Here is a 22909-nt window from a genome sequence, read left to right on the forward strand (position 1 = left end):
GCCTTGCGGCGGCCTGTGAGCTTGCTGAACAGGGGCAGGTCAGGGCAGGCCGGCCAGCCAGTCGTCGTCGGAACCGTCGTTGATGTCGGCAAACAACGGGGTGGAGAAGTAACGCTCGCCGGTATCGGGCAGCATGGCCAGCAGCACCGAGCCTTCGGCAGCCTCGGCAGCCACTTCCAGCGCGGTGGCGATGGTCGCACCGGCACTGATGCCAACGAAAATGCCCTCTTCGGCGGCCAGCTGGCGGGCGGTCTGGATGGCCTTGTCATCGCTGATCGCGCGCAGCTGGTGATACACCTGCCGGTCGATGACATCGGGCACGAAATCCGGGGTCCAGCCCTGGATCTTGTGCGGGCTGAAGTCGTGGCCGGCGAGCAGGGCCGCACCGGCCGGTTCGGTGGCGATGATCTGGGTGTCCGGGCGGGCGGCGCGCAGCATCTGGCCGACCCCGGTCAGGGTGCCGCCGGTGCCCCAGCCGGAAACGAAGTAGTCCAGCCGCTTGCCGGCAAAATCACGCAGGATTTCGGCGGCAGTGGTCTGCCGGTGGAAGGCCGGGTTGGCCGGGTTGGCAAACTGGCTGGCCAGGAACCAGCCATGCTCGGCAGCCAGCTCGCGCGCCCGCCGCACCATGCCGGTGCCGCGCTCGGCGGCCGGGGTCAGGATCACCTTGGCGCCGTAGGCGCGCATCAGCTTGCGCCGCTCCACCGAGAAGGTTTCCACCATCGTGGCGACGAACTTGTAGCCGCGCGCGGCGGCCACCATGGCCAGGGCCACGCCGGTGTTGCCCGAAGTGGCTTCGACAATGGTGTCGCCGGGCTTTAGCAGGCCGCGCTTTTCCGCGTCCAGGATGATCGCCAGTGCCAGCCGGTCCTTGACCGAGCCGGCCGGGTTGAAGGATTCAACCTTGGCGTACAGGCTGACGTGCGCCGGCGCAATGCGGTTGAGCTTGACCACCGGGGTGTCGCCGATGGTGTCCAGGATGGAGTCGTAGATAGCCATGCAGTTTTCCCTAAGGCCGGGCCGGGGCCTGCAGTGTGCAGGTCAGGCCAGTGCGGGCAGGTGAGCGTTGCTTGGCAAGTTACGCCCGGGCTTATGCCGGAGGGAAATGGCCTTATGCCAATCACTTATTCCATTTGGTTATTAACAGCCCGGCATGACTGCTCTACAGTCGTGGCTTCCCCCTGTGCCATGCCGTTTTGTCATGACCCTGACCCAGCTGCGTTATCTGGTAGCCATCGCCGATGCGGAATTGAACATCACCCTGGCCGCCAGCCGGGTGCATGCAACCCAGCCGGGGCTGTCCAAGCAGCTCAAGCAGCTGGAGGATGAGCTGGGCTTTTTGTTGTTCGTGCGCCGCGGACGCAGCCTGGATGCGGTGACCCCGGCCGGCGCCGAAGTGATCACGCGCGCCCGGCGGGTGCTGGCCGAGGCCAACAACATCCGCACCTATGCCGCCAACCAGCGCCGCGAAAGCCAGGGCCAGCTGGTGTTGACCACGACCCATACCCAGGCCCGGTTTGTGCTGCCGCCGGCGGTGGCGCAGGTCAAGACCCGCTACCCGCAGGTCAGCGTGCACCTGCAGCAGGCGGCCGAAACCGATGCCCTGAGCCTGTTCAGCCAGGGCGAGGCGGATATCGCCGTGGTCAGCACCACCGGCGAGCCGCCCAGTGCCGGCCTGGCGGTGCCGCTGTTCCGCTGGCGGCGGCTGGTACTGGTGCCGCGCGGACATGCGCTGGACCGCCCCGGCCACGCGCCGAGCCTGGCCGAGCTGGCCGGCTTTCCGCTGATTTCCTACGAATCCTCGATCCGCCCCGGTTCCTCGCTGCAGCGGGCCTTTGCCACGGCCGGGCTGCAGCCGGACCTGACCCTGACCGCGCTGGATGCGGACTTGATCAAGACCTATGTGCGGGCCGGGCTGGGCGTGGGGCTGCTGGCGGAAATGGCGGTCTCGGCGGCCGATGCCGACCTGCGCGCCTGGGGGGCACCGCCGCAGGTGGCCGATTGCATCACCTGGGCGGTGCTGCCACGCGACCGGGTGCTGCGCGATTACGCGCTGGACCTGGTCCACGCCCTGGCACCGCAGATCGATGTGCGCGACCTGCGCCGGGTGCTGGAAGGCAATCAGGCGCCAAACTGGCCCACCCCGCCGGACTGGACCACCCTGAGCCAGCCGATCACGCTTTGAAGCGAGAAACGAGGGCAGAGGAGTGAGGAACGAGTAGAGGCAGGGCGCGTTCTGACCCGTCCGAGTCCCTCTCTTTCCTCTTTCCTTTCAGGCTGTGAAGCGAGGAGAGAGGGAAGATGAGTGAGTAGCGAGTAGCGAGTAGAAGCCAGGGCAGTGTCTGACCCAGCAGAACACTCTGTTCTCCTATTTCCTTCCAAGCTTTGAAACAAGGTCAAGAGGGGCAGGAGTGAGGCGGCTGATCGCTCCTTCTCGTTACTCACTTCTCTTCCCTCCTTCCTCGCCTCTCGCCTCCCGCCCAACCATCGGCACATCGGAATGTCACCGTGACATGCCTAGAATGCAAAGTTGAGAATCATTCCTGGAAGTACCCATGTCCCCACGTCGTCTCGCCCTAGCCGCCAGCTCGGTAATGCTGTTGTTGTTGTCCGGGTGCGCAGAGGACAAACCGGGCAATGGGCGGGGCGCGTCAGCGCCGGTGCCGGTGACCACCGGGCAGGTCAGCCTGTCGCCCTGGAATGACACCCTGCAGGCGCTGGGCACGGCCAAGGCACGGGAATCTGTCACCGTCACCGCCAAGGTCAGCGAGCTGGTGGAGCAGGTGCATTTTGACAGCGGCCAGAGCGTGGCCAAGGGGGCGCCGCTGGTGACCCTGCGTGGCGAGGCCCAGCAGGCGGCACTGGCCCAGGCCCGGGCCACCTTCGCCGAGGCCGACCAGCTGTACCGCCGCCAGGCCGAGCTGGCCGCGCAGAAGCTGGTGGCCACCGCCACGTTGGACAACCAGCGTGCGATCCGTGATGGCGCGGCGGCACGCATGCGCGAAGTCGAAGCGGAAATCGGTGATCGCCGCGTGCGCGCGCCGTTTGAAGGCGTGCTTGGCATCCGCCAGGTCAGCCCCGGTTCGCTGGTCACGCCCAATACCGTGATCGCCACGCTGGATGACATCAGCCGGGTATATGTGGATTTCCAGGTGCCCGAGGCCGACCTGGCCTCGATCAACCCGGGCGACCGCGTGGTTGGCGGCAATGTCGCTTACCCGGGACGCGAATTTGAAGGCGTGGTCAGCACCATCGATGCCCGCGTCGATGCGGCCACCCGTGCGGTGACCGTACGCGCCGATTTCCCCAACCCCGACCGCGCGCTGCGCCCGGGCATGCTGGTGGAGGTGCGCATCTACCGGCCGCAGCGCCAGGCCATGGTGATCCCGGAAATCGCGGTGACCCAGGTCGGGCGTGATTCGTTTGTCTACCGGCTCAGCGCCGAGGACACCGTCGAGCAGCTGAAGGTGCGCACCGGCGCACGCCGTGCCGGCGTGGTGGAGATCACCGAGGGCCTGGGGCTGGGCGACCGCATCATTGTCGATGGCACCGGCAAGGTGCGCCCGGGGCAGAAGGTGGCACCGACTGCCGATACCCAGCGCATGCCGGCCACGCCTGGCCAGGATGACCGCCCCGCGTCGCAGGCCGTTGAAGGGACCCGGCAATGAGGCTGTCTGACGTCTCGATCCAGCGCCCGGTGTTTGCGCTGGTCATGAGCCTGTTGCTGCTGGTGCTCGGGGTGATGGCGTTCTCGCGCCTGACCCTGCGCGAGTTGCCGGCCATTGACCCGCCGATCGTCTCGGTCAGCGTGAGCTATACCGGTGCCTCGGCAGCGGTGGTGGAAAGCCGCATCACCCAGGTGCTGGAGGATGCGCTGGCCGGCATCGAGGGCATCGATACGATCAACGCGCGCAGCGTCAATGGCCGCGCCTCGGTCTCGATCGAGTTCAATGCCACCCGCGATATCGAAGCGGCCGCCAACGACGTGCGCGATGCGGTGTCACGGGTGGTCGACCGCCTCCCGGACGAGGCCGAAGCGCCGGAAATCGCCAAGGTCGAGAGCGACGCCGACCCGATCATCTGGTTCAACATGTCCTCCAGCGTGATGGACACGATGCAGCTGAGCGATTACGCCGACCGTTACGTGGTGGACCGTTTCTCCAGCATTGACGGTGTGGCCCAGGTGCGGGTGGGCGGCCGCCAGCGCTATGCGATGCGGATCTGGCTCGATGGCGACCAGCTGGCCGCGCGTGGGCTGACCACCGGTGATGTGGAAAGCGCGCTGCGCAGCGAGAACGTCGAGCTGCCGGCCGGACGGATTGAATCGGCCGACCGTGACTTCACCCTGCGGGTGGAGCGCAACTACGTCAAACCCGAGGACTTTGCCTCGATCCCGCTGGGCAAGGGGGACGATGGCTATGTGGTGCGCCTGGGCGATGTGGCCCGGGTCGAGCTGGCCAGTGCCGAGCGCCGTGCCTACTTCCGCTCCAATGGCGAGAACAACGTCGGCCTGGGCGTGGTCAAGACCTCCACCGCCAACGCGCTGGACGTGGCCCGCGCCACCCGTGCCGAGGCCGAGCGCATCGCCGCGACCCTGCCCGAAGGCACCCAGATCTTCGTCGCCTTCGACAACACCACCTTCATCGATGCGGCGGTCGAGCGGGTCTACTGGACCCTGCTGGAGGCGATGGCGCTGGTGCTGGTGGTGATCTGGCTGTTCCTGGGCTCTTTCCGCGCGGCGCTGATCCCGGCGGTGACGGTACCGGTGTGTCTGGTGGCCAGCTTCATCGCGCTGTATGCGTTTGATTTCTCCATCAACCTGCTGACCCTGCTGGCGATGGTGCTGGCCATCGGCCTGGTGGTCGATGACGCCATCGTCGTGGTGGAAAACGTGCAGCGGCGCATCGACCTGGGCGAACCGCCGCTGGTGGCCTCGCAGCGCGGCACCGCGCAGGTGGCGTTTGCGGTGATCGCCACCACCGCGGTGCTGGTGGCGGTGTTCCTGCCGGTGGGTTTCCTGGAAGGCAATACCGGCCGGCTGTTCCGCGAGCTGGCCGTGGCGCTGGCCGCGGCGGTGGCGCTGTCGGCCTTTGTCGCCCTGACCCTGACCCCGATGATGGCCTCCAAGCTGCTCAAGCCGCATGCGCAGGTCAAGAAGAACCGCCTCAACCTGTGGATCGATACCCGCCTGGATGGCCTGAGCCGCGGTTATGCCGCCGTGCTGGACCGGCATGTGGCGCGGATCTGGGTATTTGCCGCCGTGGCGATCCTAAGCCTGGTGGCGATCTGGTGGCTGCATGCGCGGCTGCCTTCGGAGCTGGCACCGGCCGAAGACCGCGGCTCGTTCCAGGTGATGATCGACGGCCCGGAAGGCGCCGGTTTTGATTACACCGTGGCCCAGGTTCAGCAGGCCGAAGCCCTGCTGGCGCCGCTGATTGGCGATGACAAACCGGTGGCGCGGGCCAACCCGCGTGTGCCTGGCGGTTTCGGTGCCAGCGAGGAAATGCACACCGCGCGGATGTCGGTGTTCCTGCAGCCCTGGCGCGAACGCAGCGAAACCACCCGCGAGGTGGCCGCCCAGGTGCAGAAGGAACTGGACGTGCTCACCGGCGTGCGCGTGCGCACGATGGTCGGCGGCGGCCTGGTGCGCAGCTTCGGCCAGCCGTTCCAGATCGTGCTCGGTGGCCCGGATTACGCCGAGATCGCGCAATGGCGCGACCGTCTGCTGCTGCGCATGGCCGATTACCCCGGCCTGGTCGGCGCCGATTCCGATTACAAGGAAACCCGGCCGCAGATGCGGGTGAACATCGACCGCCAGCGTGCGGCCGACCTCGGGGTGCCGGTGACCGCGATCGGCTCGGCGCTGGAAACCCTGATGGGTTCGCGCCGGGTCACCACCTTCGTCGACAACGGCGAGGAATACGACGTGGTGGTGCAGGCCAACCGCGAGGGCCGGGCCAGCCCGGATGACCTGGCGGCGATCCGGGTGCGCGCCAGCAGTGGCGAGCTGGTGCCGCTGTCCAACCTGGTGACCCTGAGCGAAGTGGCCGAGCCCGGTTCGCTGAACCGCTTCAACCGGCTGCGTTCGATCACCATCAGCGCCAATGTGGCCGATGGCTACACCCTGGGCGAGGTGATTGCCTGGGCCGAGCAGACCGCGCGTGAGGAACTGCCCGATTACGCCCAGATCGACTGGAAGGGCGAATCGCGCGAATACCAGAACTCCGGTGCGGCGGTGATCCTGACTTTTGCGATGGCCCTGCTGGTGGTTTACCTGGTGCTGGCGGCGCAGTTTGAAAGCTTCATCCACCCGCTGGTGATCATGCTCACCGTGCCGCTGGGTGTGCTGGGTGCGCTGCTGGGCCTGTATGTCAGTGGTGGCACGTTGAACCTGTTCAGCCAGATCGGCATCGTGATGCTGGTCGGCCTGGCGGCCAAGAACGGCATCCTGATCGTCGAGTTCGCCAACCAGCTGCGCGATGAGGGCCTGAGCGTGCACCGGGCGATCGTCGAGTCCAGCCGGGTGCGCCTGCGCCCGATCCTGATGACCTCCATCGCCACCGCGGTCGGTGCCATCCCGCTGGTGGTGGCTGGCGGCCCCGGTTCGGCCAGCCGTTCCACCATCGGCGTGGTGGTGATCTTCGGTGTGGTGGTGTCCACCCTGTTGTCGCTGTTCGTGGTGCCGGCGTTCTATCGCCTGCTGGCCCCGTATACGCAGTCGCCGGAAACCATTGCCCGTGAACTGGCCCGGCAGCAGCAGGACACCCCCGAGGTCGGTGGCCATGCCTGAGCCGGCAGCCTCGCTCGCAGCCGCGCTCCCACAAAGAAGGCCGCCAGCCTCTGCGGGAGCCAACTGCCTTGATCAGGCGGGCATTGACGTTGCTTTTGTGGGAGCGACCTTGGTCGCGATGCTCTGGCTCCTGTAGCGGCGACCGTGGCCGGGAGGATCGCGCGCAGCCGCGCTCCCATAAAAAGCTGGCCATTCTCTGTGGGAGCGGCCGTGGCCGCGATGCTTGTGCGCTGGCGGGGAGGCCCTGTGCGCCAGAAGCGCGGCAGCGGCGCACTCACTTGGAAAATCCGTGTAGAAAATAGCCGGCTTGCCCTTCGCAGCCAGTCATAATTGGTTCAAAATCCAGTGGCCTGCTTGCCGGGCACCCCTAAATCAGGTTTGCCCGGGAGTTGAAGTGGAAAAAATTGTCGAGAGCATCAATGCGGTCATCTGGTCTGACGCGCTGATTGGCATGTGTCTGGCCGCCGGTCTGTGGTTCAGCCTGCGCACGCGCTTCATGCAGCTGCGCGGGTTTACCGAAATGTGCCGGCTGACCGTAACCGGGCAGAAATCCGAAGCCGGGGTGTCCTCCTTCCAGGCGCTGGCGATGTCGATGGCCGGGCGCATGGGTATCGGCAACATTGCCGGTGTGGCCACCGCCATTGCCTATGGCGGCCCGGGTGCGATCTTCTGGATGTGGGTGATGGGCTTTCTCGGTGCCGCCACCTCGTATGTGGAATGCACCCTGGCGCAGATCTACAAGACCAAGGATGCCGATGGCCGTTACCGCGGCGGCCCGGCCTACTACATCGAAAAGGCGATGGGCCTGAAGTGGTACGCCATGGCCTTTGCCATTGCCACCATCGTCGCCGCCGGTCTGCTGCTGCCGGGCGTGCAGGCCAATGCGATTGCCGACTCGGCCACCGCCGTGCTGTGCAAGGGCGCCGATGCCTGTGCTTCGGTCGGTGGTGTGGCTGGGATGAAGCTGACCATCGGCATCGTGGTCGCCGCACTGCTGGCGGTCATCATCTTCGGCGGGGTCAAGCGCATCGCCAGCTTTGCTGAAGTGGTGGTGCCGTTCATGGCCCTGGCCTTCATCGGCACCGCGGTGGTGGTGATGATCCTCAATGCCTCCAAGGTGCCGACGATGTTTGCCGACATCTTCTCCAGCGCTTTCGGTGCACATGCCCTGTTTGGTGGCGTGATCGGCCAGGCGATTGCCTGGGGCGTCAAGCGCGGCATCTATGCCAACGAAGCCGGCCAGGGCTCGGGCCCGCACGCTGCCGCCGCCGCCGAGGTCAGCCACCCGGCCAAGCAGGGCTATGTGCAGGCCTTTGCGATCTATTTCGACACCATGCTGGTGTGCACCTCCACCGCCTTCCTGCTGCTGTCCACCGGCATCTACAACGTGTTCCAGCGGGTCACCGAGAACGGCACCGAGAAGCTGGTGACCATCTATGAGCAGCTGCCGGGCGTGGCCCCGGACCAGGGCGCGGTGATGACCCAGGCCGCCTTCGACTCGGTGGCCCCGGGCATGGGCGCGGCGTTTGTGGCCATTGCGCTGTTCTTCTTCGCCTTCACCACGATCATGGCCTATTACTACATGGCCGAAACCAACCTCAACTACGTCACCGGCAACCGCCCGGGCAAGCTGTGGCTGACCCTGTTGCGGCTGGGGGTGATGGGTATTGTGGTGTTTGGCGCGTACCATGACGCCAAACTGGCCTGGACGCTGGGCGACATCGGTGTCGGCCTGATGGCCTGGATCAACGTCATCGCGATCCTGATCATCCAGAAACCGGCGATGCTGGCCCTTGCCGATTACGAGCGTCAGCGCAAGCTGGGCCTGGATCCGGTGTTTGATCCGGTCGCGCTGGGCATCAAGAACGCCGATTTCTGGCACAAACGTTAATTGCAGATCGTCTGGAGCAGCAGTGAGCAGCAACCCCTGGAACAACCGTCGTCCTTCCTCGCGTCCGCCGCGTGCCACGCCGTCACCGGCGGTAGCAGGCGAACAGGCGCCGGTTGCCCGTGGTGACAACGAGCTGCGTCTGTACGGGGTCAATGCGGTGCTGGGGATGTTTGCCCGGCGGCCGCAGGATCTGCGCAAGCTGTATCTGCTCGAGGCGCAGATTCCGCGGCTGCAGCCGCTGCTGAAGTGGTGCGTGGCCAACCGTGTGGGTTACCGCGTGGTTGGCGAGGGCGACCTGAACAAGCTGGCCGCCACCACCCACCATGAAGGCGTGGTGGCCGATGTGGTCCGGCATGAGCCGGCCGCGCTGGCGGCCTGGCTGTCGGCGCAGTCGTCCGGCCCGGCGCTGGCGCTGTGGCTGGATGGAGTCGGCAACCCGCACAACCTCGGGGCGATCCTGCGCAGTGCGGCCCATTTCGGGGTCTCGGCGATCCTGCTGCCGGCGCACAGCAAGCTGGCGCTGTCCGGCGCCGCGGCGCGGGTGGCCGAAGGCGGGGCCGAGGCGGTGCCACTGGTGCGTCTGCCGTCCACGCCGCAGGCGCTGGCGCAGCTGCGCGATGCCGGTTTCCATCTGGCGGCCACCCTGGTCAGTGGCGGTGATGACCTGTTCAAGGCCGAACTGCCGCAGCGCCTGGTCTATGTCATGGGCGCCGAAGGAGCGGGCATGGACCGCGACCTGGCCGCGCAGTGTGACAGCCGGGTGTCGATCCCGGGCAGCGGTGCGGTGGAGAGCCTCAACGTGGCCTCGGCCACGGCGGTGCTGCTGGCCCGCTGGCGGGCACGGCAGGGCTGATCCGCTCCGTTGTCCCGGATACGACAAAGGCGCCGCAAGGCGCCTTTGTCGTTTCAGCCAGGAGCGAGGAGCGAGGAGCGAGGAAAGAGGTACGAGAAGAGAGGAACGAGAAGAGAGGAGCGAGAAGAGAGGAGCGAGAAGAGAGGAGCGAGGAGCGAGGAACGCGTGGCTGTCTGGCAGGGCAGGGCGTGTGGTGCACGCCTGCCCGGCGTCATCAGGGGTTCTTCGGCGTGGTGCCGAAATCACCCTCGGCCTGCGCGGCCAGCCAGGCGAACACGGTGTAGGCGGCCACGTTCTGGGCCAGCGCGGCCGGGTCGATCTTGTCCAGGGTGTCGTCGGCGGTGTGGTGCAGGTGGAAGTAGTCGCTGCCGTCCTGCGCCAGCCAGCCCCAGGCGCCGCCAATGGCAGCCAGCGGGCTGATGTCCGGGCCCGGGCCGCCCTTGTCCGCGGCCAGTTCGATACCCAGCGGGGCGAGGACTTCGGCGATCTGCGCGGTGGCCGCACGCGAGCCGGCCGGATCCGGCGAGCCGGTGTTGAAGGCATAGATGCGTCCGGCACCGAAGTCACTTTCGGCGGCGATGACCTGGCGTTCCAGCTCGCCGGCGCCGGCGCGGTTGGCGGCATAGACCTTGCCACCCCACAGCCCCTGTTCCTCGTTGGCAAAGGCGACCACGCGGATCGTGCGCTTCGGCGCAGTGGGCAGCTTGCCGATCAGATGCCCGGCGGCCATGGTGATGGCCACCCCGGCACCGTCATCGACCGCGCCGGTGCCCAGGTCCCAGGAATCCAGGTGGCCACCGATCACCACCACTTCCTCCGGGCGCTGGCTGCCGGTGATCTCGCCGATCACATTGTGCGAGGTGTACTGCCCGTCCCAGCCACAATCCAGCGCCAGGGCCAGCTGCACCGGGCCGCGCTCCAGCAGCCGGCTGAGCTGGTCGGCATCGGGCACGGACAGCGCGGCGGCCGGGATCGGGGTCAGGCCTTCGTCGAAGCGGGTGATGCCGGTATGCGGCACCCGGTGCGAGTCGGTGCCGGCCGAGCGCATCACAAAGCCGATTGCACCCTTGCGGATTGCCTCCGACGGCCCCTTGGAGCGCACCGCGCTGCCCGGGCCATAGCCACTGCCGTCGCGGGCGGCGAGCATCCTGTAATCGACAAAGGCGATCTTGCCGGCCAGCGAGCCGGCCGGTGCGGCCTGCAGCGCGGCCAGGTCGGCAAAGCGCACCACCTCGGCCTCGATCTGCCCGCCAGGGCTGCCGCCCAGCGCGGTGATCTGCAATGGCTGGGCAAAGGCGCCGACCACCCGGGCCGACTCACTGCGCCGCTCCCACTTGGGGAAGGTCACCGGCTCGGTCCAGACCCGGTCAAAGCCGAGCTGGACGAACTTTTCCTCGGCCCAGGCCACCGCGCGCGCATCGGCCTCGCTGCCGGCCATGCGCGGGCCGACCTCGGTGGTCAGCGACTCGACCACCTGCCAGCCGGTGCGGTCGGCCAGGGCCTGCTCGCGCAGTTGCACCGCGGTCTGGATCGCCGCCGGTGGAATGAGGGTCTGCGCCTGTGCGCCCGCACAGGCCAGCAACGCCGAAACCGCAACCGCCAGAACACGCATGGCACTACCTGATAAGCAAACGGGACCAACAGCCTAGCGCTGATGGCCCCATTGCTACAGCCTGCCGGAAGTCGTAGCTGGCCCAGTGCGCCTTACTTTTTCAGGTTGTCGCGGATCTCGCGCAGCAGCAGTACTTCCTCGCTCGGCGCCGCCGGGGCAGCCGGCGCTTCGGCCTTCTTGCGTGCCAGCCTGTTCAGCGCCTTGATCAGCAGGAAGATGGCAAAGGCCACGATCACGAACTGGATGATGGTGTTGATGAACTCGCCGTAGCCGATGACCACGGCCGGCGCCAGTTCGCTGCCATCGGCGGCCAGCTGCGCCTCGGCCAGGGTCCATTTCAGCTCGGAAAAGTCGACCTTGCCGATCAGCAGGCCGATCGGCGGCATGATCACCTTTTCCACCAGCGCGGTGACGATCTTGCCGAACGCGGCGCCGATGACCACACCGACGGCCAGGTCGATGACGTTGCCACGCATGGCAAATTCCTTGAACTCACTGATCATGCCCATCGGCACACTCCTGATGGTTGGGGATGAAGGCGGGGTAAGACAGGGCCGATTAAAGCACGTTCAGACGATCTGGCCGCAACGCTGGCCGATGCCATCGATGCTGGCCCGGAAGACATCGCCCGGCTGCAGCGCGGCCACCCCGGCCGGGGTGCCCATCATGATCAGGTCACCGGCCTTGAGGGCGAACAGCTGGGACAGCTCGTGGATGATCTCGGCCACGTTCCAGATCATGTTGTCCAGCTGGCTGTGCTGGCGCAGCTGGCCGTTGACCTCCAGCCGGATGTGGCGGCTGCCAAGCTCGCCGACCGCGCTGGCCAGCACCAGCTCGCTGATCGGTGCGGAGTGATCAAAGCCCTTGGCGATGTCCCACGGGGCGCCCTTGGCCTTGGCCTCGGCCTGCAGGTCGCGGCGGGTCAGGTCCAGGCCGACGCCATAGGCCAGCACCAGGTCCTGCGCCTGCGCCACCGGCACCACGCCGGGTGCGGCGTCCTTGCCCAGGGCAACCACCAGTTCCACTTCATGGTGCAGGTTGGTGGTCGCGCTGGGGTAGGGCACCGGGCCGTCATTGCCCGGCATGATGGCATCGGCCGGCTTGGTGAAGAACATCGGCCGGCCACGTGCGGCGGCATCGGCGGGAGTGGCGCCCATCTCGCGGGCGTGATCGGCAAAATTGCGGCCCACGCAATAGATGCGACGCACCGGGAAGGTGCCACCACCGCGTACGGCAAGGCGCGGTTGAACGGGAGTCGGGATCAGGTCGGTCATGGACGGCAGCGGCAATGAAAGCAGGCTGCAGTTTACCTGAAGGGTGCGGCCGTCCCTTGGCCGCAGGGCAGGGGATCAGCGCGGCGCGTCGATGGCCTGGCGCGAGACGACGGTGTACTGGGCATCGACCACGGTGCTGTCGTGGTGGCTGGAACGGCTGCTGCGGGCAGCGGCCCGGCGTGGGGCCAGCAGCTTCATGGCCAGCCCGGCCAGCAGCATGGCGGCACCGACAAACAGGCCCACCACCAGCAGGCCGGCCAGGATCACCAGGCCAAGCAGGCCCAGACCCAGGCGCAGCAACGGGTTGCGCGGCTTGCGCGGGGTAAATACAGCGCGGAAATTGTTCAGATAAACGTATGGGTTGCGCACAAAACGCCCCTCGCAGTGGATTACAGCTGCCTGCGAGTATCCGGGTGAAGGGGCGATCAAGAGTGAAGGAATCATTAAACCGGCCGCGATTTCCAGCGGCCCCGGTGCCACCCGGGCAACCGCGTCGCTGTGCAACAATGGCCGGCTTTGAGCCTGTGAGACGCCGCCATGAACCTGTTGCCGACCACCGTTGTGGCTGCCATTGACCAGTTGCCCGAGGGCCAACTGGTCGAGCGCGAGCTGAGCCTTGCCGGGGAGCTGGAATCGGTGCTGCTGCTGCGTCGTGGCGGCCAGGTCCAGGCATGGCTGAACCTGTGCCCGCATGCCGGCCGGCGGCTGGATTATGCGCCCGGGCAGTTCCTGCTCAGTGCCGGCGGCGAGCTGGTCTGCCCGGTGCACGGTGCCACCTTTGAACTGCAGGCCGGCGTCTGTACCGCAGGCCCGTGCCGTGGGCAGTCGCTGAAGGCCCTGCCGGTGCAGCTGGCCGATGGCCAGGTGCTGCTGGGTGGCAGCTGCTGAAGCGGCCTGCGCTGAAGCCGCCTAGAAGACCAGGAAGATCATCGTTACCGTGACCACGGTATACAGCAGCGACAACGGCCCGCCGACGCGCCAGAGCTGGCGCGGGGTGTAGTTGGCCGGGCCGGTGATCATCGAAATGATCGGGTTGGAACCGGTCATCAGGTTGTTGGATGCCGACAGCGCCACGATCAAGGCAAACGCGGTCGGGTTGCCGTCCACCGCCAGCGCCAGGTTGACCGCGATCGGCACCATCACGATGGTCGCCCCGACATGGCTGATCACCAGCGAAAAGCCGGTGGTCAGCAGGGCCAGGGCAATGCCCACCAGCCAGGCCGGGATGCCCTGCGGCAGCTGGTCGATGGTATGGCCGGCAATCCACGCCGCGGTGCCGGAAGAGTCCATCGCCCAGCCCAGTGGGATCAGCCCGGCCATCATGAACACGGTTTTCCAGTTGATCGAGGCATACGCCTCGTCCATCCGCAGCACGCCGGTGAGCAGCATCCCGGCCACCCCGGTCATCAGGGTCAGCGCCACCGGCAGGCGCGAGAACAGCGCGATCAGGATGGTCAGCGCAAAGATGCTCATCGCGATCTTGAACTTGTGCGGGCGCTGCTCGCCCTTGGGGTAGTCGGTGACCACCACCAGCTCACGCGAGCGGTCGGTTGCGGCCAGGTCGGTCCAGATCGAATGGAACACCAGCATGTCGCCGGCGCGCAGCGGTTCATCGCGCACCTTGTGCAGGATCACCTGCTTGTCGCGGTTGATCGCCAGCAGGCTCATTCCGCGCTCCTTGCGCAGGCGCAGCTGGGCGGCGGTCTTGCCGATGAACGGCGAGGTCGGCGGCACCAGCGCCTCGGAAATGCCGGCGCGGGCCGGATTGAACAGGTCACCCAGGTGCTTCAGCCGGGTGGACAGGCGCAGGAAATGGTTCTGTGCAAAGTCGCTCACCGCCGCGCTGGGCCCCAGCATGCCGAGCACGCTGCCGACCCAGATGCGGCTGTCGGCCGGCGGCGAGAGCCGGGTCTGGTCGCCGGTCTTCAGTGCCAGCAGCAGTGGTGCGCCGTAGATCCCTTCCACATCAGCCACGGTCATGCCGACCAGCGGGCTGTCGGCGGTCACGGTCAGCTCGTAGACATCGCCCTCAATGCCGTAGGCCTTGGCGAAATAACTCTCGGTGCGTGCCGGGGTGGTCTGGCTGCCGGCCTGGTCCAGCTCCTGGGTCAACCGGCGCGAGCCGTACCAGCGGAAATACAGCAGGCTCACCGCCACCAGCGCCAGGCCGATCGGCAGTGGCGCAAACATGGTCAGCGGTTCGATCGTGGCCATGCCCGAGGGCAGGTTGTTGTTGGCCGAGATCAGCAGGTCATTGAGCAGGATCAGCGGCGAGTTGCCGACCATGGTCAATGCCCCGCCCATCACGATCGCCGCGGCCACCGGCAGCAGCAGCTGCGGCAGGCTCAGTGCGGTGCGGCTGGCCAGGCGCGAGGCGACCGGCAGGTACAGCGCCATCACCGACGGGTTCTGCATGAACGAGGAATTGAGCGCTGCAATCGCACTGGTCAGGCCGAGCAGGCGCCGCTGGCGGCCATGCGCGCGGCGTTGCAGCCAGCCGGCCAGCCGGTTCAGGGCGCCGGTACGGTCCAGCCCGGCACCGAGGATGGTGGTGGCGATGATGCTCATCACCGCGTTGCCGGAAAAACCACCGAAGATTTCTTCCGGCGCGATCAGGCCGGTGATGCCCAGCACCACCAGCACCACCAGGGCAACCACATCGGCGCGGATACGCTCGAACAGGAACATCGCCATCGTGAAACCGACCAGGCCCAGTACCAGGCGCATGTCATCGGTCAGGGTCAGGGTCTGTTCCATGCTCACTGTCCGCTCCGCAGGCTCAGGCGTCAGACGCGGTCATACAGCAGGTCCCAGACACCGTGGCCGAGCTTCTGGCCGCGGGTCTCGAAGTGCGTCTGCGGGCGCCAGTCCGGGCGCGGCACCGCTCCGCGCGGGCCGGCGCGGTTGACCAGGCCTTCGGTGGCATCGAGCACGTCCCACATGTGCTCGGCATACGGTTCCCAGTCGGTGGCCAGGTGCAGGCGGCCGCCCGGGCGCAGCTTGCGCACCAGCAGGTTGGCAAATTCCGGCTGGATCAGCCGGCGCTTGTTGTGGCGCTTCTTGTGCCACGGGTCGGGGAAGTAGATCCGGATCTCGTCAAGGAACCCATCGGGTACCTCGTTGTTGAGCACTTCCACCGCATCGTGGTGGTAGACCCTGGCGTTGCTGGCCTTGTCGGCAACCAGGTCATTGAGCAGGCGGCCGACGCCCGGCGCATGCACTTCCAGGCCGATATAGTCGCGGCTGGGGTCAAAGCCGGCGGCAAAGCGCAGCGCGGTGCCGTTGCCGGTGCCGATCTCCATCACCTTGGGGGCATCGCGGCCGAACAGGGCGTTGTAGTCGCGCAGCTGGCCGTTGTAGTCGATGCCGTGCTGCGGCCAGGCCTCGTCGAAGGCGCGCTGCTGGGCCGGGGTGAAACGGCCCTGGCGCAGCACGAAGCTGCGGATGGCGCGGTGGCCTTCTTCCACGGTGAACGGTTTGGCCGGCGCCTTGGCACCGGCGGAGTCGAACGGGTTGGTCATCAGCCGATCAACCCATCCACCGGCGAGGAGGCGCTGGCAAAGCGCTTGCGCGGGATGCGCCCGGCCAGGAAGGCCTCGCGTCCGGCTTCCACGGCCTTGCGCATCGCGCTGGCCATCAGCACCGGGTTGCGTGCGCCGGCAATGGCGGTGTTCATCAGCACGCCATCGCAGCCCAGCTCCATCGCAATGGCCGCATCCGAAGCGGTGCCGACACCGGCATCGACGATGATCGGCACGCCGGCGCTTTCGATGATTTCCATCAGGTTGTACTTGTTCTGGATGCCCAGGCCCGAACCGATCGGCGCGGCCAGCGGCATCACCGCCACGCAGCCGATCTGCTCCAGGCGCTTGGCCAGGATCGGGTCATCGGAGGTGTAGACCATCACCTTGAAGCCATCGGCCACCAGCTGTTCGGCCGCTTCCAGGGTCTGCACCACATCCGGGTACAGGGTCTTCTGGTCGCCCAGCACTTCCAGCTTGACCAGGTCGTGGCCATCGAGCAGCTCGCGGGCCAGGCGGCAGGTGCGTACCGCCTCGGCAGCGGTGTAGCAGCCGGCGGTGTTGGGCAGGATGGTGTAGCGCTCCGGCGGCAGCACATCGAGCAGGTTCGGTTCGCCCGGGTTCTGGCCGATGTTGGTGCGGCGGATGGCCACGGTGACAATCTGCGCGCCCGCCGCCTCGGTGGCCAGGCGGGTCTGCTCCAGATCGGTGAACTTGCCCGTGCCGGTCAGCAGGCGCGAGCCGTAGGTCTTGCCGGCAATCACCAGCGCGTCAGAGTGGTTGATATTCATGCCGGCGATTATCGCCCAAGCACGCCTCGATCAGGGCCACCGTGATGTGAATCGGGTCAGCGTTTTTCGCCGTGCCGCTCAGCCGCCGCCCAGGGCATGCACGATCTCGACCTGGTCGCCATCGTTCAGGCGGGTCTGGGCGTGTTGCGAGCGGGGGATGATCCGGCCGTTGATCTCCACGGCCACGCGGCGTTCGGCCAGGCCTTCGCTCTGCAGCAGTTCAAGCAACGTAGTGGCAGCGGGCAGGGTGCGGCTATCGCCGTTGAGCAGGATGTTCATGGCCGGCATTGTCGCAAAGTGGCATCCATCCGGCTAATGTTGCGCTGCAGCGTGAAGGTTTTCACGCTGGCTGGAAGCCTATGCACAGTCCGCCACCAGCCGGTGGTGTGTTTATCTCAAGGAGAGTCCTGCAATGTCTTTACTGCAACCGCGGCCGCTGCGTGGCGCCCTCGCTCTGGCGCTTGCGCTGGCCGCTGCACCGGCAATGGCGCAATCCCCGTTTTCCAGCACCGTGTTTTTCGGTGACAGCCTCACCGACAGCGGGCACTTCCGCCCGGTACTGACCCAGATCAACCCCGCCGCCAGTGTCGCCGGGCGTTTCACCACCAACCCGGGCTATGTCTGGGCCGAGTATCTGGCCAAGCACTACGGCACGCTGGCGCTGCCCAACGGCAATGGCCAGGGCGGCGACAACTATGCCGTCGGTGGCGCGCGGGTCGCGGTGGATACGGTCGGCGCACTGGGCGCGACCCCGGCAATGAGCACCCAGCTGGCGACCTACCTGGCCGCCAACGGTGGCCAGGCTGATGCCAATGCGCTGTACACCGTGTGGGGCGGGGCCAATGACCTGTTCGCCATTGCCGCCGGTGCGCCGCTGCAGGCGACCATTGCCCAGGCCGTTACCGGCCAGGTCGGCATGGTCGGTGCACTGAAGCTGGCCGGTGCCCAGTACGTGCTGGTGCCGACCCTGCCGGATATCGGCCTGACCCCGCAGTCCATCGCTGGTGGCCCGCTGGCGATGGCCCAGGGCACCGCCCTGGCCAGCGCCTACAACCAGGCGCTGTTCACCGGCCTGTCGGCGCAGGGGCTGTCGGTGATTCCGGCCGACACCTTCACCCTGATGCAGGAAGTGTCGGCCAACCCGGGCCTGTACGGTTTCAGCAACGCCACCGGCATGGCCTGCACCAGCGGCCAGTCGATCAGCTGCGTACCCAGCCAGTTCGCCCGCCCGGATGCGGCCACCAGCTACGTGTTCGCCGACGGCGTGCACCCGTCCAGCCGCACCCATGAAATCCTTGCCCAGTACGTGGCCTCGGTGATTGACGGGCCGCGCCAGCAGCAGGTGCTGGCCCGCTCGGCCCAGGCCAGCGGCCGTGCCCGTGTCGACCAGGTTGCCGGCCACCTGGCCCCGGGCCAGGCCGAAGGCACCCAGTGGTGGGGTGGTCTGCGTGCGGACATGCAGCGCTACGGTCATGGCGATGTGTTCGATGGCATCGCCCCGGTTGGCCTGTTCGGTGTTGACTGGGTGCGCGATGGCCACGCCCTGGGCCTGTTCGCCGGCTATGGCCGGATGAACGCCGATTTCGGCAACAGCGCCGGTGATTTCAGCCTGGGCGAGGCCACCGTCGGTGGTTTCGTTTCCTGGCACGATGGCCCGGCCTGGGCCAATGCCCAGCTCAGCTACAGCTGGCTGGATTACGAGGTCCAGCGCCAGGTCAACCTGGGCCCGGCCAAGCGCCTGCACGGCGGCGATACCAAGGGTGAAAACCTGACGGCCGCATTCCTGGCCGGTTGGGAGTTCGGCGGTGATGGCGCCCTGCGCCATGGCCCGGTGGTTGGCATGACCCTGCAGGACATCAGCCTGGACGGCTACGCCGAAGCCGGCGGTGGTTCCACCGCGCTGAGCTATGGCGACCAGGATGCCAACTCGCTGGTCGGCCGCGTGGGCTGGCAGCTGCGCGTGGAAGGTGACCGCCTGCAGCCGTATGCCCGCCTGACCTGGGACCATGAGTTTGAAAAGCCCGAACAGGCCAGCGCGATGCTGCAGTCGCTGCCGGTTGCCGGCAGCTACACCGTGCCGGGCCTGAACCTGGATCGCGACTACGGCACCGCCGTGCTCGGCAGCCGCCTGCAGCTGGGGACGCTGGAGGCCAATGTCGGCCTGTCCAGCACCTTCGCTGTCAGCGGCCAGTCCGATACCAGCGTGTTTGCCACCATCGGCGGCCGTTTCTAAGCCGTCGTGATGCCTGTCGCGTCGCGCCTTGTGGCGGCGCGACAGGATTGCCTTTGGGCAGCGGCGCGATTAGACTTTCACACCTGCACTGCGGGTGTAGCTCAATGGTAGAGCAGAAGCTTCCCAAGCTTACGACGAGGGTTCGATTCCCTTCACCCGCTCCAGCTTCTCCAGCGCCGGCCTCGATGCCGGCGTTGTTGTCTCTGCCCTTTGCCGGTCATCCAACCGTGCGCATACTGCCGGTGTCATGAGACTGGTCATCCTTTCGCGCAATCCCTCGTTGTATTCCACTCGGCGCCTGGTCGAGGCGGCGCGTGCGCGTGGGCATACCGTGCGTGTGCTCAATCCGCTGCGCTGTTACCTGCGCATCGGCGCCGGTGATTTCCGCCTGCACTACAAGGGCCGGCCGCTGCAGCGGGTGGACGCGGTGATCCCGCGCATCGGTGCTTCGGTTACCCGCTATGGCACAGCGGTGCTGCGCCAGTTCGAGTTGATGGGGGCACGTACGCCCAATCCTTCCGACGCCATCCTGCGCGCCCGCGACAAGCTGCGCGCGCACCAGATCCTGGCCGCCCACGGGATCGACATGCCGGCCACGGTGTTTGGCGACAGCCCGGATGACACCGCCGACCTGCTCTCGCTGCTGGGGCCGGCGCCGCATGTGGTCAAGCTCACCGAAGGGGCGCAGGGCCGGGGTGTGATCCTGACCGAGAAGGCCAGTGCCACCCGTGGCACGGTCGAAGCCCTGCGCGGGCTGTACGCCAACTTCCTGGTGCAGGAATTCATTGCCGAGGCCGGGGGCAGTGACCTGCGCTGCCTGGTGGTGGGTGACCGGGTGGTCGCCAGCATGGCCCGGCAGGCCGCCGAGGGGGATTTCCGCGCCAACCTGCACAGCGGTGGCCAGGCCAGCGCGATGGCCTGCACGCCCGAGGAAGCGGCCATCGCGGTACGCTCGGCGCAGGCACTGGGGCTGGGTGTGGCCGGGGTCGACCTGCTGCGCTCGGCGCGTGGCCCGCTGGTGCTGGAAGTCAATTCCACCCCGGGCCTGGAAGGCATCGAGCGGGTCAGCGGGATGGATATTGCCGGATTGATCGTGGCCTGCAGCGAAGCCTGTCAGCCGCAGTTGCGATAGGCTTGCAGCGTTGCCGTGTGCTGGCTTGGCCGGTATCTGGATGACACGGGTTGGGATGGATTTTCTTCACCGTCTGACAAAGGAGTGAGACATGCAGTTGAAGGGTTTATTGGCAGTAACCGTGGCGTTGATCGTGGCCGGGCCGGTACAGGCCTCGCTCAATGCTGCTGCAGCGGACAAATCGCCGGTGCAGATGAACGTTCAGGAAAGCATTGCCGAGCAGTTGCTGCGGGTGGACCAGGTACTGGCCCACGAGGACTACAGCGAACTCAGCGCCGACGACCGGCAGGCCGTGCGTGATGCACTGGGGCGTATCCGCGTCAATGTGGGTGACAACGCCTCGGTGGCTGCGCTGGCCCCGGATCTGCGCACGGCGGTCTACAACGATCAGGAATTGATCAATACCCTGCTCGGCAAGGCCCATGCCGACAGCCGGATGGTCTGCGAGCGGGTGCGCCTGACCGGCAGCAACCGGCGTGAGCAGGTGTGCATGACCGTGGCCCAGCGCCGGGAAATGCGCGAGAACTCGGTCGATGTGCTGCGCAACTGGAACCACTGGAACACCAAAAAGGACTGATGCCACCCGATGGCCCTGCCGCGCTGCTGGCAGGGCCTGGGATTGTGTGGGGGGCATGAGCGCAAAATTAATCTTTCACGCGGTATTGTGAACGGCCAAAGCGTTCAGCTGGGCTGAGCGCCCATCGCCCCTTTCACTGCACCCAATCGGGCGCGTCTTTACCCAGAGGCCACTGTGCGCATCCTTGTAATCGAAGACAACAACGACATCGCGGCCAATCTCGGCGACTACCTGGAAGACCGCGGCCATACCGTGGATTTTGCCGCCGATGGCATCACCGGCCTGCACCTGGCCGTGGTCAATGAGTTCGATGCGATCGTGCTGGATCTGAACCTGCCCGGCATGGATGGGCTGGAAGTCTGCCGCAAGCTGCGCAGCGAGGCGCGCAAGCAGACCCCGGTGTTGATGCTCACCGCACGTGATTCGCTGGAAAACAAGCTGGCCGGCTTTGATTCCGGCGCCGATGACTACCTGATCAAGCCCTTTGCGCTGCAGGAGGTCGAGGTGCGGCTGCAGGCCCTGCAGCGCCGCGGCAAGGCCGTGCAGACCCGGGTACTGGAAGTGGGCGATGTCGAATACAACCTGGACACGCTGGAAGTGCGCCGCGGCGGCAAGCTGCTGCAGCTCAACCCGACCGCCTTGAAGATCCTGCAGTCGCTGATGGAGGCCTCGCCGGCGGTGGTGACCCGGCAGGAGCTGGAAACCCGTGTCTGGGGCGAGGAGCTGCCGGATTCGGATTCCCTGCGCGTGCATATCCACGGCCTGCGCGCGGTGATCGACAAGCCCTTTGATGTGCACATGATCCAGACCCGCCATGGCATCGGCTACCGGATGGCCGTTCCCGAAGCCTGAGCCTGATGAGCCAGACGTCACACCAGGCGCCGCTGGCGCCGCGGCGTCGTGGGCGCTACCGTCGCCGCCTGCGCAGCCGCATCATCCTGTCCTTCGTGCTGTTCGGGTTTTGCCTGACGGCGCTGTTCGCCTTTGCCACCAACTGGGCCCGCATGCGGGTGGAGAACCAGTTGGTCGAAGACGTGATGAACCGCAACATCGACGAATACGCGCGCCGCTACTACCACAACCCGGAAGTCAGCCCGGACCTGCCGGTGCAGCAGATGCTCGGCAGGGTGGTCAAGGCCGACCGTTTCGAGGCATTGCGCGAAGAAGAACCGGACTGGTACGAACTGCCCGATGGCATCCACACCATCAATGGCCGCGACAGCGCCACCGGCGAGGCGTTCTCCTACAAGCTGGCGGTACGCAAGACCGGGCAGGAGTGGTTCTTCCTTGCCTATGACATGACCCAGACCATCCGCGGCGAGTCCCAGCTCAACCGTACCCTGGTGCTTTCGGTGCTGGTGTTCAGCCTGCTTTCGTTGCTGCTTGGCTGGTGGTCTGCCTCCAAGGTGATGAAGCCGGTGACCGACCTGGCCCAGCGCCTGCGCGCCTACCGTGGCGGGGTCAGCCAGCCCGAGCCATTGGCACCGCGGTTTTCCGATGACGAGGTCGGCCAGCTGGCGCAGGCCCTGGATGATTACTCGGCGCGCCTGACCGAAGTGGTGCAGCGTGACCGCGAATTCAATGCCGACGTCAGCCATGAGCTGCGCACACCGCTGGCGGTGATCCGTGGCGCCACCGAGCTGCTGCTGGCCAAGGAGGGGTTGGATGACAAGGTGCGTCAGCGCCTGCAGCGCATTGCCCGCGCCGAAGCGCAGTGCAGCGACCTGATCGGCTCACTGCTGCTGCTGTCGCGCAATGAGCGTGGCCAGGGCCGTGCCAATGTCGCCAAGGTCGCCGAGCAGCTGCTTGACGCCCACCGCGCCCAGCTCGGCGGCAAGCCGCTGCAGTTGCGTCTGGAGGGTGATACCGAGCTGGTGGTGGACGCGCCGGAGGCCGCGTTGTCGGTGGCCCTGGGCAACCTGATCGGCAACGCGGTCAAGTACACCCCCTCCGGCGAAGTGGTGGTGCGCATCGACCCGGGCCAGGTCACCGTGCGCGATACCGGCCCGGGCCTGAGCAGCGAAGACGCCGCACGGCTGTTCCAGCGTGGTTACCGTGGTACCCACTCGGGCAAATCACTGGGCGGTGGCATCGGCCTGTCCATTGTCAGCCGGCTGTGCGCGCTGTACGGCTGGCAGGTGGAAGTGGCCCCCGCCGAAAAGCTCGGCGCCGTGGCCACCCTGCGCTTTACCGCCGCATCGGCGTAAGCGATGTTGCAGCCGCGACCCCGCTCGC

General features: G+C 66.7%; 20 protein-coding genes and 1 tRNA gene. 12 read left to right on the forward strand and 9 right to left on the reverse strand.

Annotated features, from left to right (window positions below; all coding sequences use genetic code 11):
• Window positions 1–39: 39 nt before the first annotated feature.
• On the reverse strand, window positions 40–999 hold the full coding sequence (gene cysK, locus ABB25_RS00415) for a cysteine synthase A (protein ID WP_057662099.1): 960 nt from the start codon (window positions 997–999) through the stop codon (window positions 40–42).
• 202 nt (window positions 1000–1201) lie between these two features.
• Between cysK and ABB25_RS00420 the strand changes: the two genes are divergently transcribed.
• The 5 genes from ABB25_RS00420 (at window position 1202) to ABB25_RS00440 (ending at window position 9534) form a co-directional block, all read left to right on the forward strand.
• Window positions 1202–2185 carry a LysR family transcriptional regulator gene (locus ABB25_RS00420; protein WP_057662101.1) on the forward strand — a complete coding sequence of 328 codons (984 nt, stop codon included), beginning with the start codon at window positions 1202–1204 and terminating at the stop codon, window positions 2183–2185.
• A gap of 370 nt (window positions 2186–2555) precedes the next feature.
• Complete coding sequence (locus ABB25_RS00425) at window positions 2556–3668, forward strand: efflux RND transporter periplasmic adaptor subunit (protein WP_083488025.1); 1113 nt, start codon at window positions 2556–2558, stop codon at window positions 3666–3668.
• The gene (locus ABB25_RS00430; protein ID WP_057662104.1) at window positions 3665–6790 is read left to right on the forward strand and encodes an efflux RND transporter permease subunit; all 3126 of its coding nucleotides are present in this window, start codon (window positions 3665–3667) and stop codon (window positions 6788–6790) included. The genes ABB25_RS00425 and ABB25_RS00430 overlap by 4 nt, the downstream gene beginning before the upstream one ends.
• Window positions 6791–7241: 451 nt before the next feature.
• On the forward strand, window positions 7242–8681 hold the full coding sequence (locus ABB25_RS00435; RefSeq protein ID WP_244477722.1) for an alanine/glycine:cation symporter family protein: 1440 nt from the start codon (window positions 7242–7244) through the stop codon (window positions 8679–8681).
• On the forward strand, window positions 8662–9534 hold the full coding sequence (locus ABB25_RS00440) for a TrmH family RNA methyltransferase (RefSeq protein ID WP_425477284.1): 873 nt from the start codon (window positions 8662–8664) through the stop codon (window positions 9532–9534). Before ABB25_RS00435 ends, ABB25_RS00440 begins: the two co-directional genes overlap by 20 nt.
• Before the next feature lie 214 nt (window positions 9535–9748).
• Here the strand turns inward: ABB25_RS00440 and ABB25_RS00445 are convergent, their stop codons facing one another.
• The 4 genes from ABB25_RS00445 to ABB25_RS00460 form a co-directional block, all read right to left on the reverse strand.
• A complete protein-coding gene (locus tag ABB25_RS00445; protein ID WP_057662112.1) occupies window positions 9749–11146 on the reverse strand; it encodes a M28 family peptidase in 1398 nt (465 codons plus the stop codon).
• Window positions 11147–11238: 92 nt separating this feature from the next.
• On the reverse strand, window positions 11239–11655 hold the full coding sequence (gene mscL / locus ABB25_RS00450) for a large-conductance mechanosensitive channel protein MscL (RefSeq protein ID WP_057662115.1): 417 nt from the start codon (window positions 11653–11655) through the stop codon (window positions 11239–11241).
• A gap of 60 nt (window positions 11656–11715) precedes the next feature.
• Entirely contained in the window at window positions 11716–12420 is a 705-nt protein-coding gene (locus tag ABB25_RS00455; protein ID WP_057662119.1) for a fumarylacetoacetate hydrolase family protein, read from the reverse strand.
• Window positions 12421–12495: 75 nt separating this feature from the next.
• Window positions 12496–12789 (reverse strand): hypothetical protein, encoded by a 294-nt coding sequence (locus tag ABB25_RS00460; protein ID WP_057662122.1) that lies wholly within the window; start codon window positions 12787–12789, stop codon window positions 12496–12498.
• Window positions 12790–12957: 168 nt separating this feature from the next.
• Between ABB25_RS00460 and ABB25_RS00465 the strand changes: the two genes are divergently transcribed.
• Window positions 12958–13308: a Rieske (2Fe-2S) protein gene (locus ABB25_RS00465; protein ID WP_057662125.1), complete on the forward strand. Its 351-nt coding sequence runs from the start codon at window positions 12958–12960 to the stop codon at window positions 13306–13308.
• 21 nt (window positions 13309–13329) lie between these two features.
• Here the strand turns inward: ABB25_RS00465 and ABB25_RS00470 are convergent, their stop codons facing one another.
• The 4 genes from ABB25_RS00470 to thiS all read right to left on the reverse strand — a co-directional run bounded on the left by ABB25_RS00470 (window position 13330) and on the right by thiS (window position 17011).
• Window positions 13330–15177 (reverse strand): SLC13 family permease, encoded by a 1848-nt coding sequence (locus tag ABB25_RS00470; protein WP_057662126.1) that lies wholly within the window; start codon window positions 15175–15177, stop codon window positions 13330–13332.
• Between the two features lie 29 nt (window positions 15178–15206).
• Window positions 15207–15941 carry a tRNA (guanosine(46)-N7)-methyltransferase TrmB gene (gene trmB / locus ABB25_RS00475; RefSeq protein ID WP_057662131.1) on the reverse strand — a complete coding sequence of 245 codons (735 nt, stop codon included), beginning with the start codon at window positions 15939–15941 and terminating at the stop codon, window positions 15207–15209.
• Entirely contained in the window at window positions 15941–16732 is a 792-nt protein-coding gene (locus ABB25_RS00480; protein WP_057662133.1) for a thiazole synthase, read from the reverse strand. Before ABB25_RS00480 ends, trmB begins: the two co-directional genes overlap by 1 nt.
• A gap of 78 nt (window positions 16733–16810) precedes the next feature.
• Complete coding sequence (gene thiS, locus ABB25_RS00485) at window positions 16811–17011, reverse strand: sulfur carrier protein ThiS (protein WP_057662535.1); 201 nt, start codon at window positions 17009–17011, stop codon at window positions 16811–16813.
• Window positions 17012–17144: 133 nt separating this feature from the next.
• Here thiS and ABB25_RS00490 point away from each other — a divergent pair, with 133 nt between their 5' ends.
• The 6 genes from ABB25_RS00490 to ABB25_RS00515 all read left to right on the forward strand — a co-directional run bounded on the left by ABB25_RS00490 (window position 17145) and on the right by ABB25_RS00515 (window position 22881).
• A complete protein-coding gene (locus tag ABB25_RS00490) occupies window positions 17145–18965 on the forward strand; it encodes an autotransporter domain-containing esterase (RefSeq protein ID WP_057662136.1) in 1821 nt (606 codons plus the stop codon).
• Between the two features lie 90 nt (window positions 18966–19055).
• Window positions 19056–19129: transfer RNA gene (locus ABB25_RS00495), tRNA-Gly, on the forward strand.
• A gap of 83 nt (window positions 19130–19212) precedes the next feature.
• Window positions 19213–20097 carry a 30S ribosomal protein S6--L-glutamate ligase gene (gene rimK / locus ABB25_RS00500; RefSeq protein ID WP_057662139.1) on the forward strand — a complete coding sequence of 295 codons (885 nt, stop codon included), beginning with the start codon at window positions 19213–19215 and terminating at the stop codon, window positions 20095–20097.
• Window positions 20098–20188: 91 nt separating this feature from the next.
• Window positions 20189–20674 (forward strand): hypothetical protein, encoded by a 486-nt coding sequence (locus ABB25_RS00505; protein WP_152980852.1) that lies wholly within the window; start codon window positions 20189–20191, stop codon window positions 20672–20674.
• Window positions 20675–20848: 174 nt separating this feature from the next.
• Window positions 20849–21526: a response regulator transcription factor gene (locus tag ABB25_RS00510; protein WP_057662144.1), complete on the forward strand. Its 678-nt coding sequence runs from the start codon at window positions 20849–20851 to the stop codon at window positions 21524–21526.
• Window positions 21527–21531: 5 nt separating this feature from the next.
• Entirely contained in the window at window positions 21532–22881 is a 1350-nt protein-coding gene (locus ABB25_RS00515; RefSeq protein ID WP_057662147.1) for a sensor histidine kinase, read from the forward strand.
• Window positions 22882–22909: the final 28 nt, after the last annotated feature.

The organism is Stenotrophomonas koreensis, assembly GCF_001431525.1.
Taxonomy (GTDB): domain Bacteria; phylum Pseudomonadota; class Gammaproteobacteria; order Xanthomonadales; family Xanthomonadaceae; genus Stenotrophomonas; species Stenotrophomonas koreensis.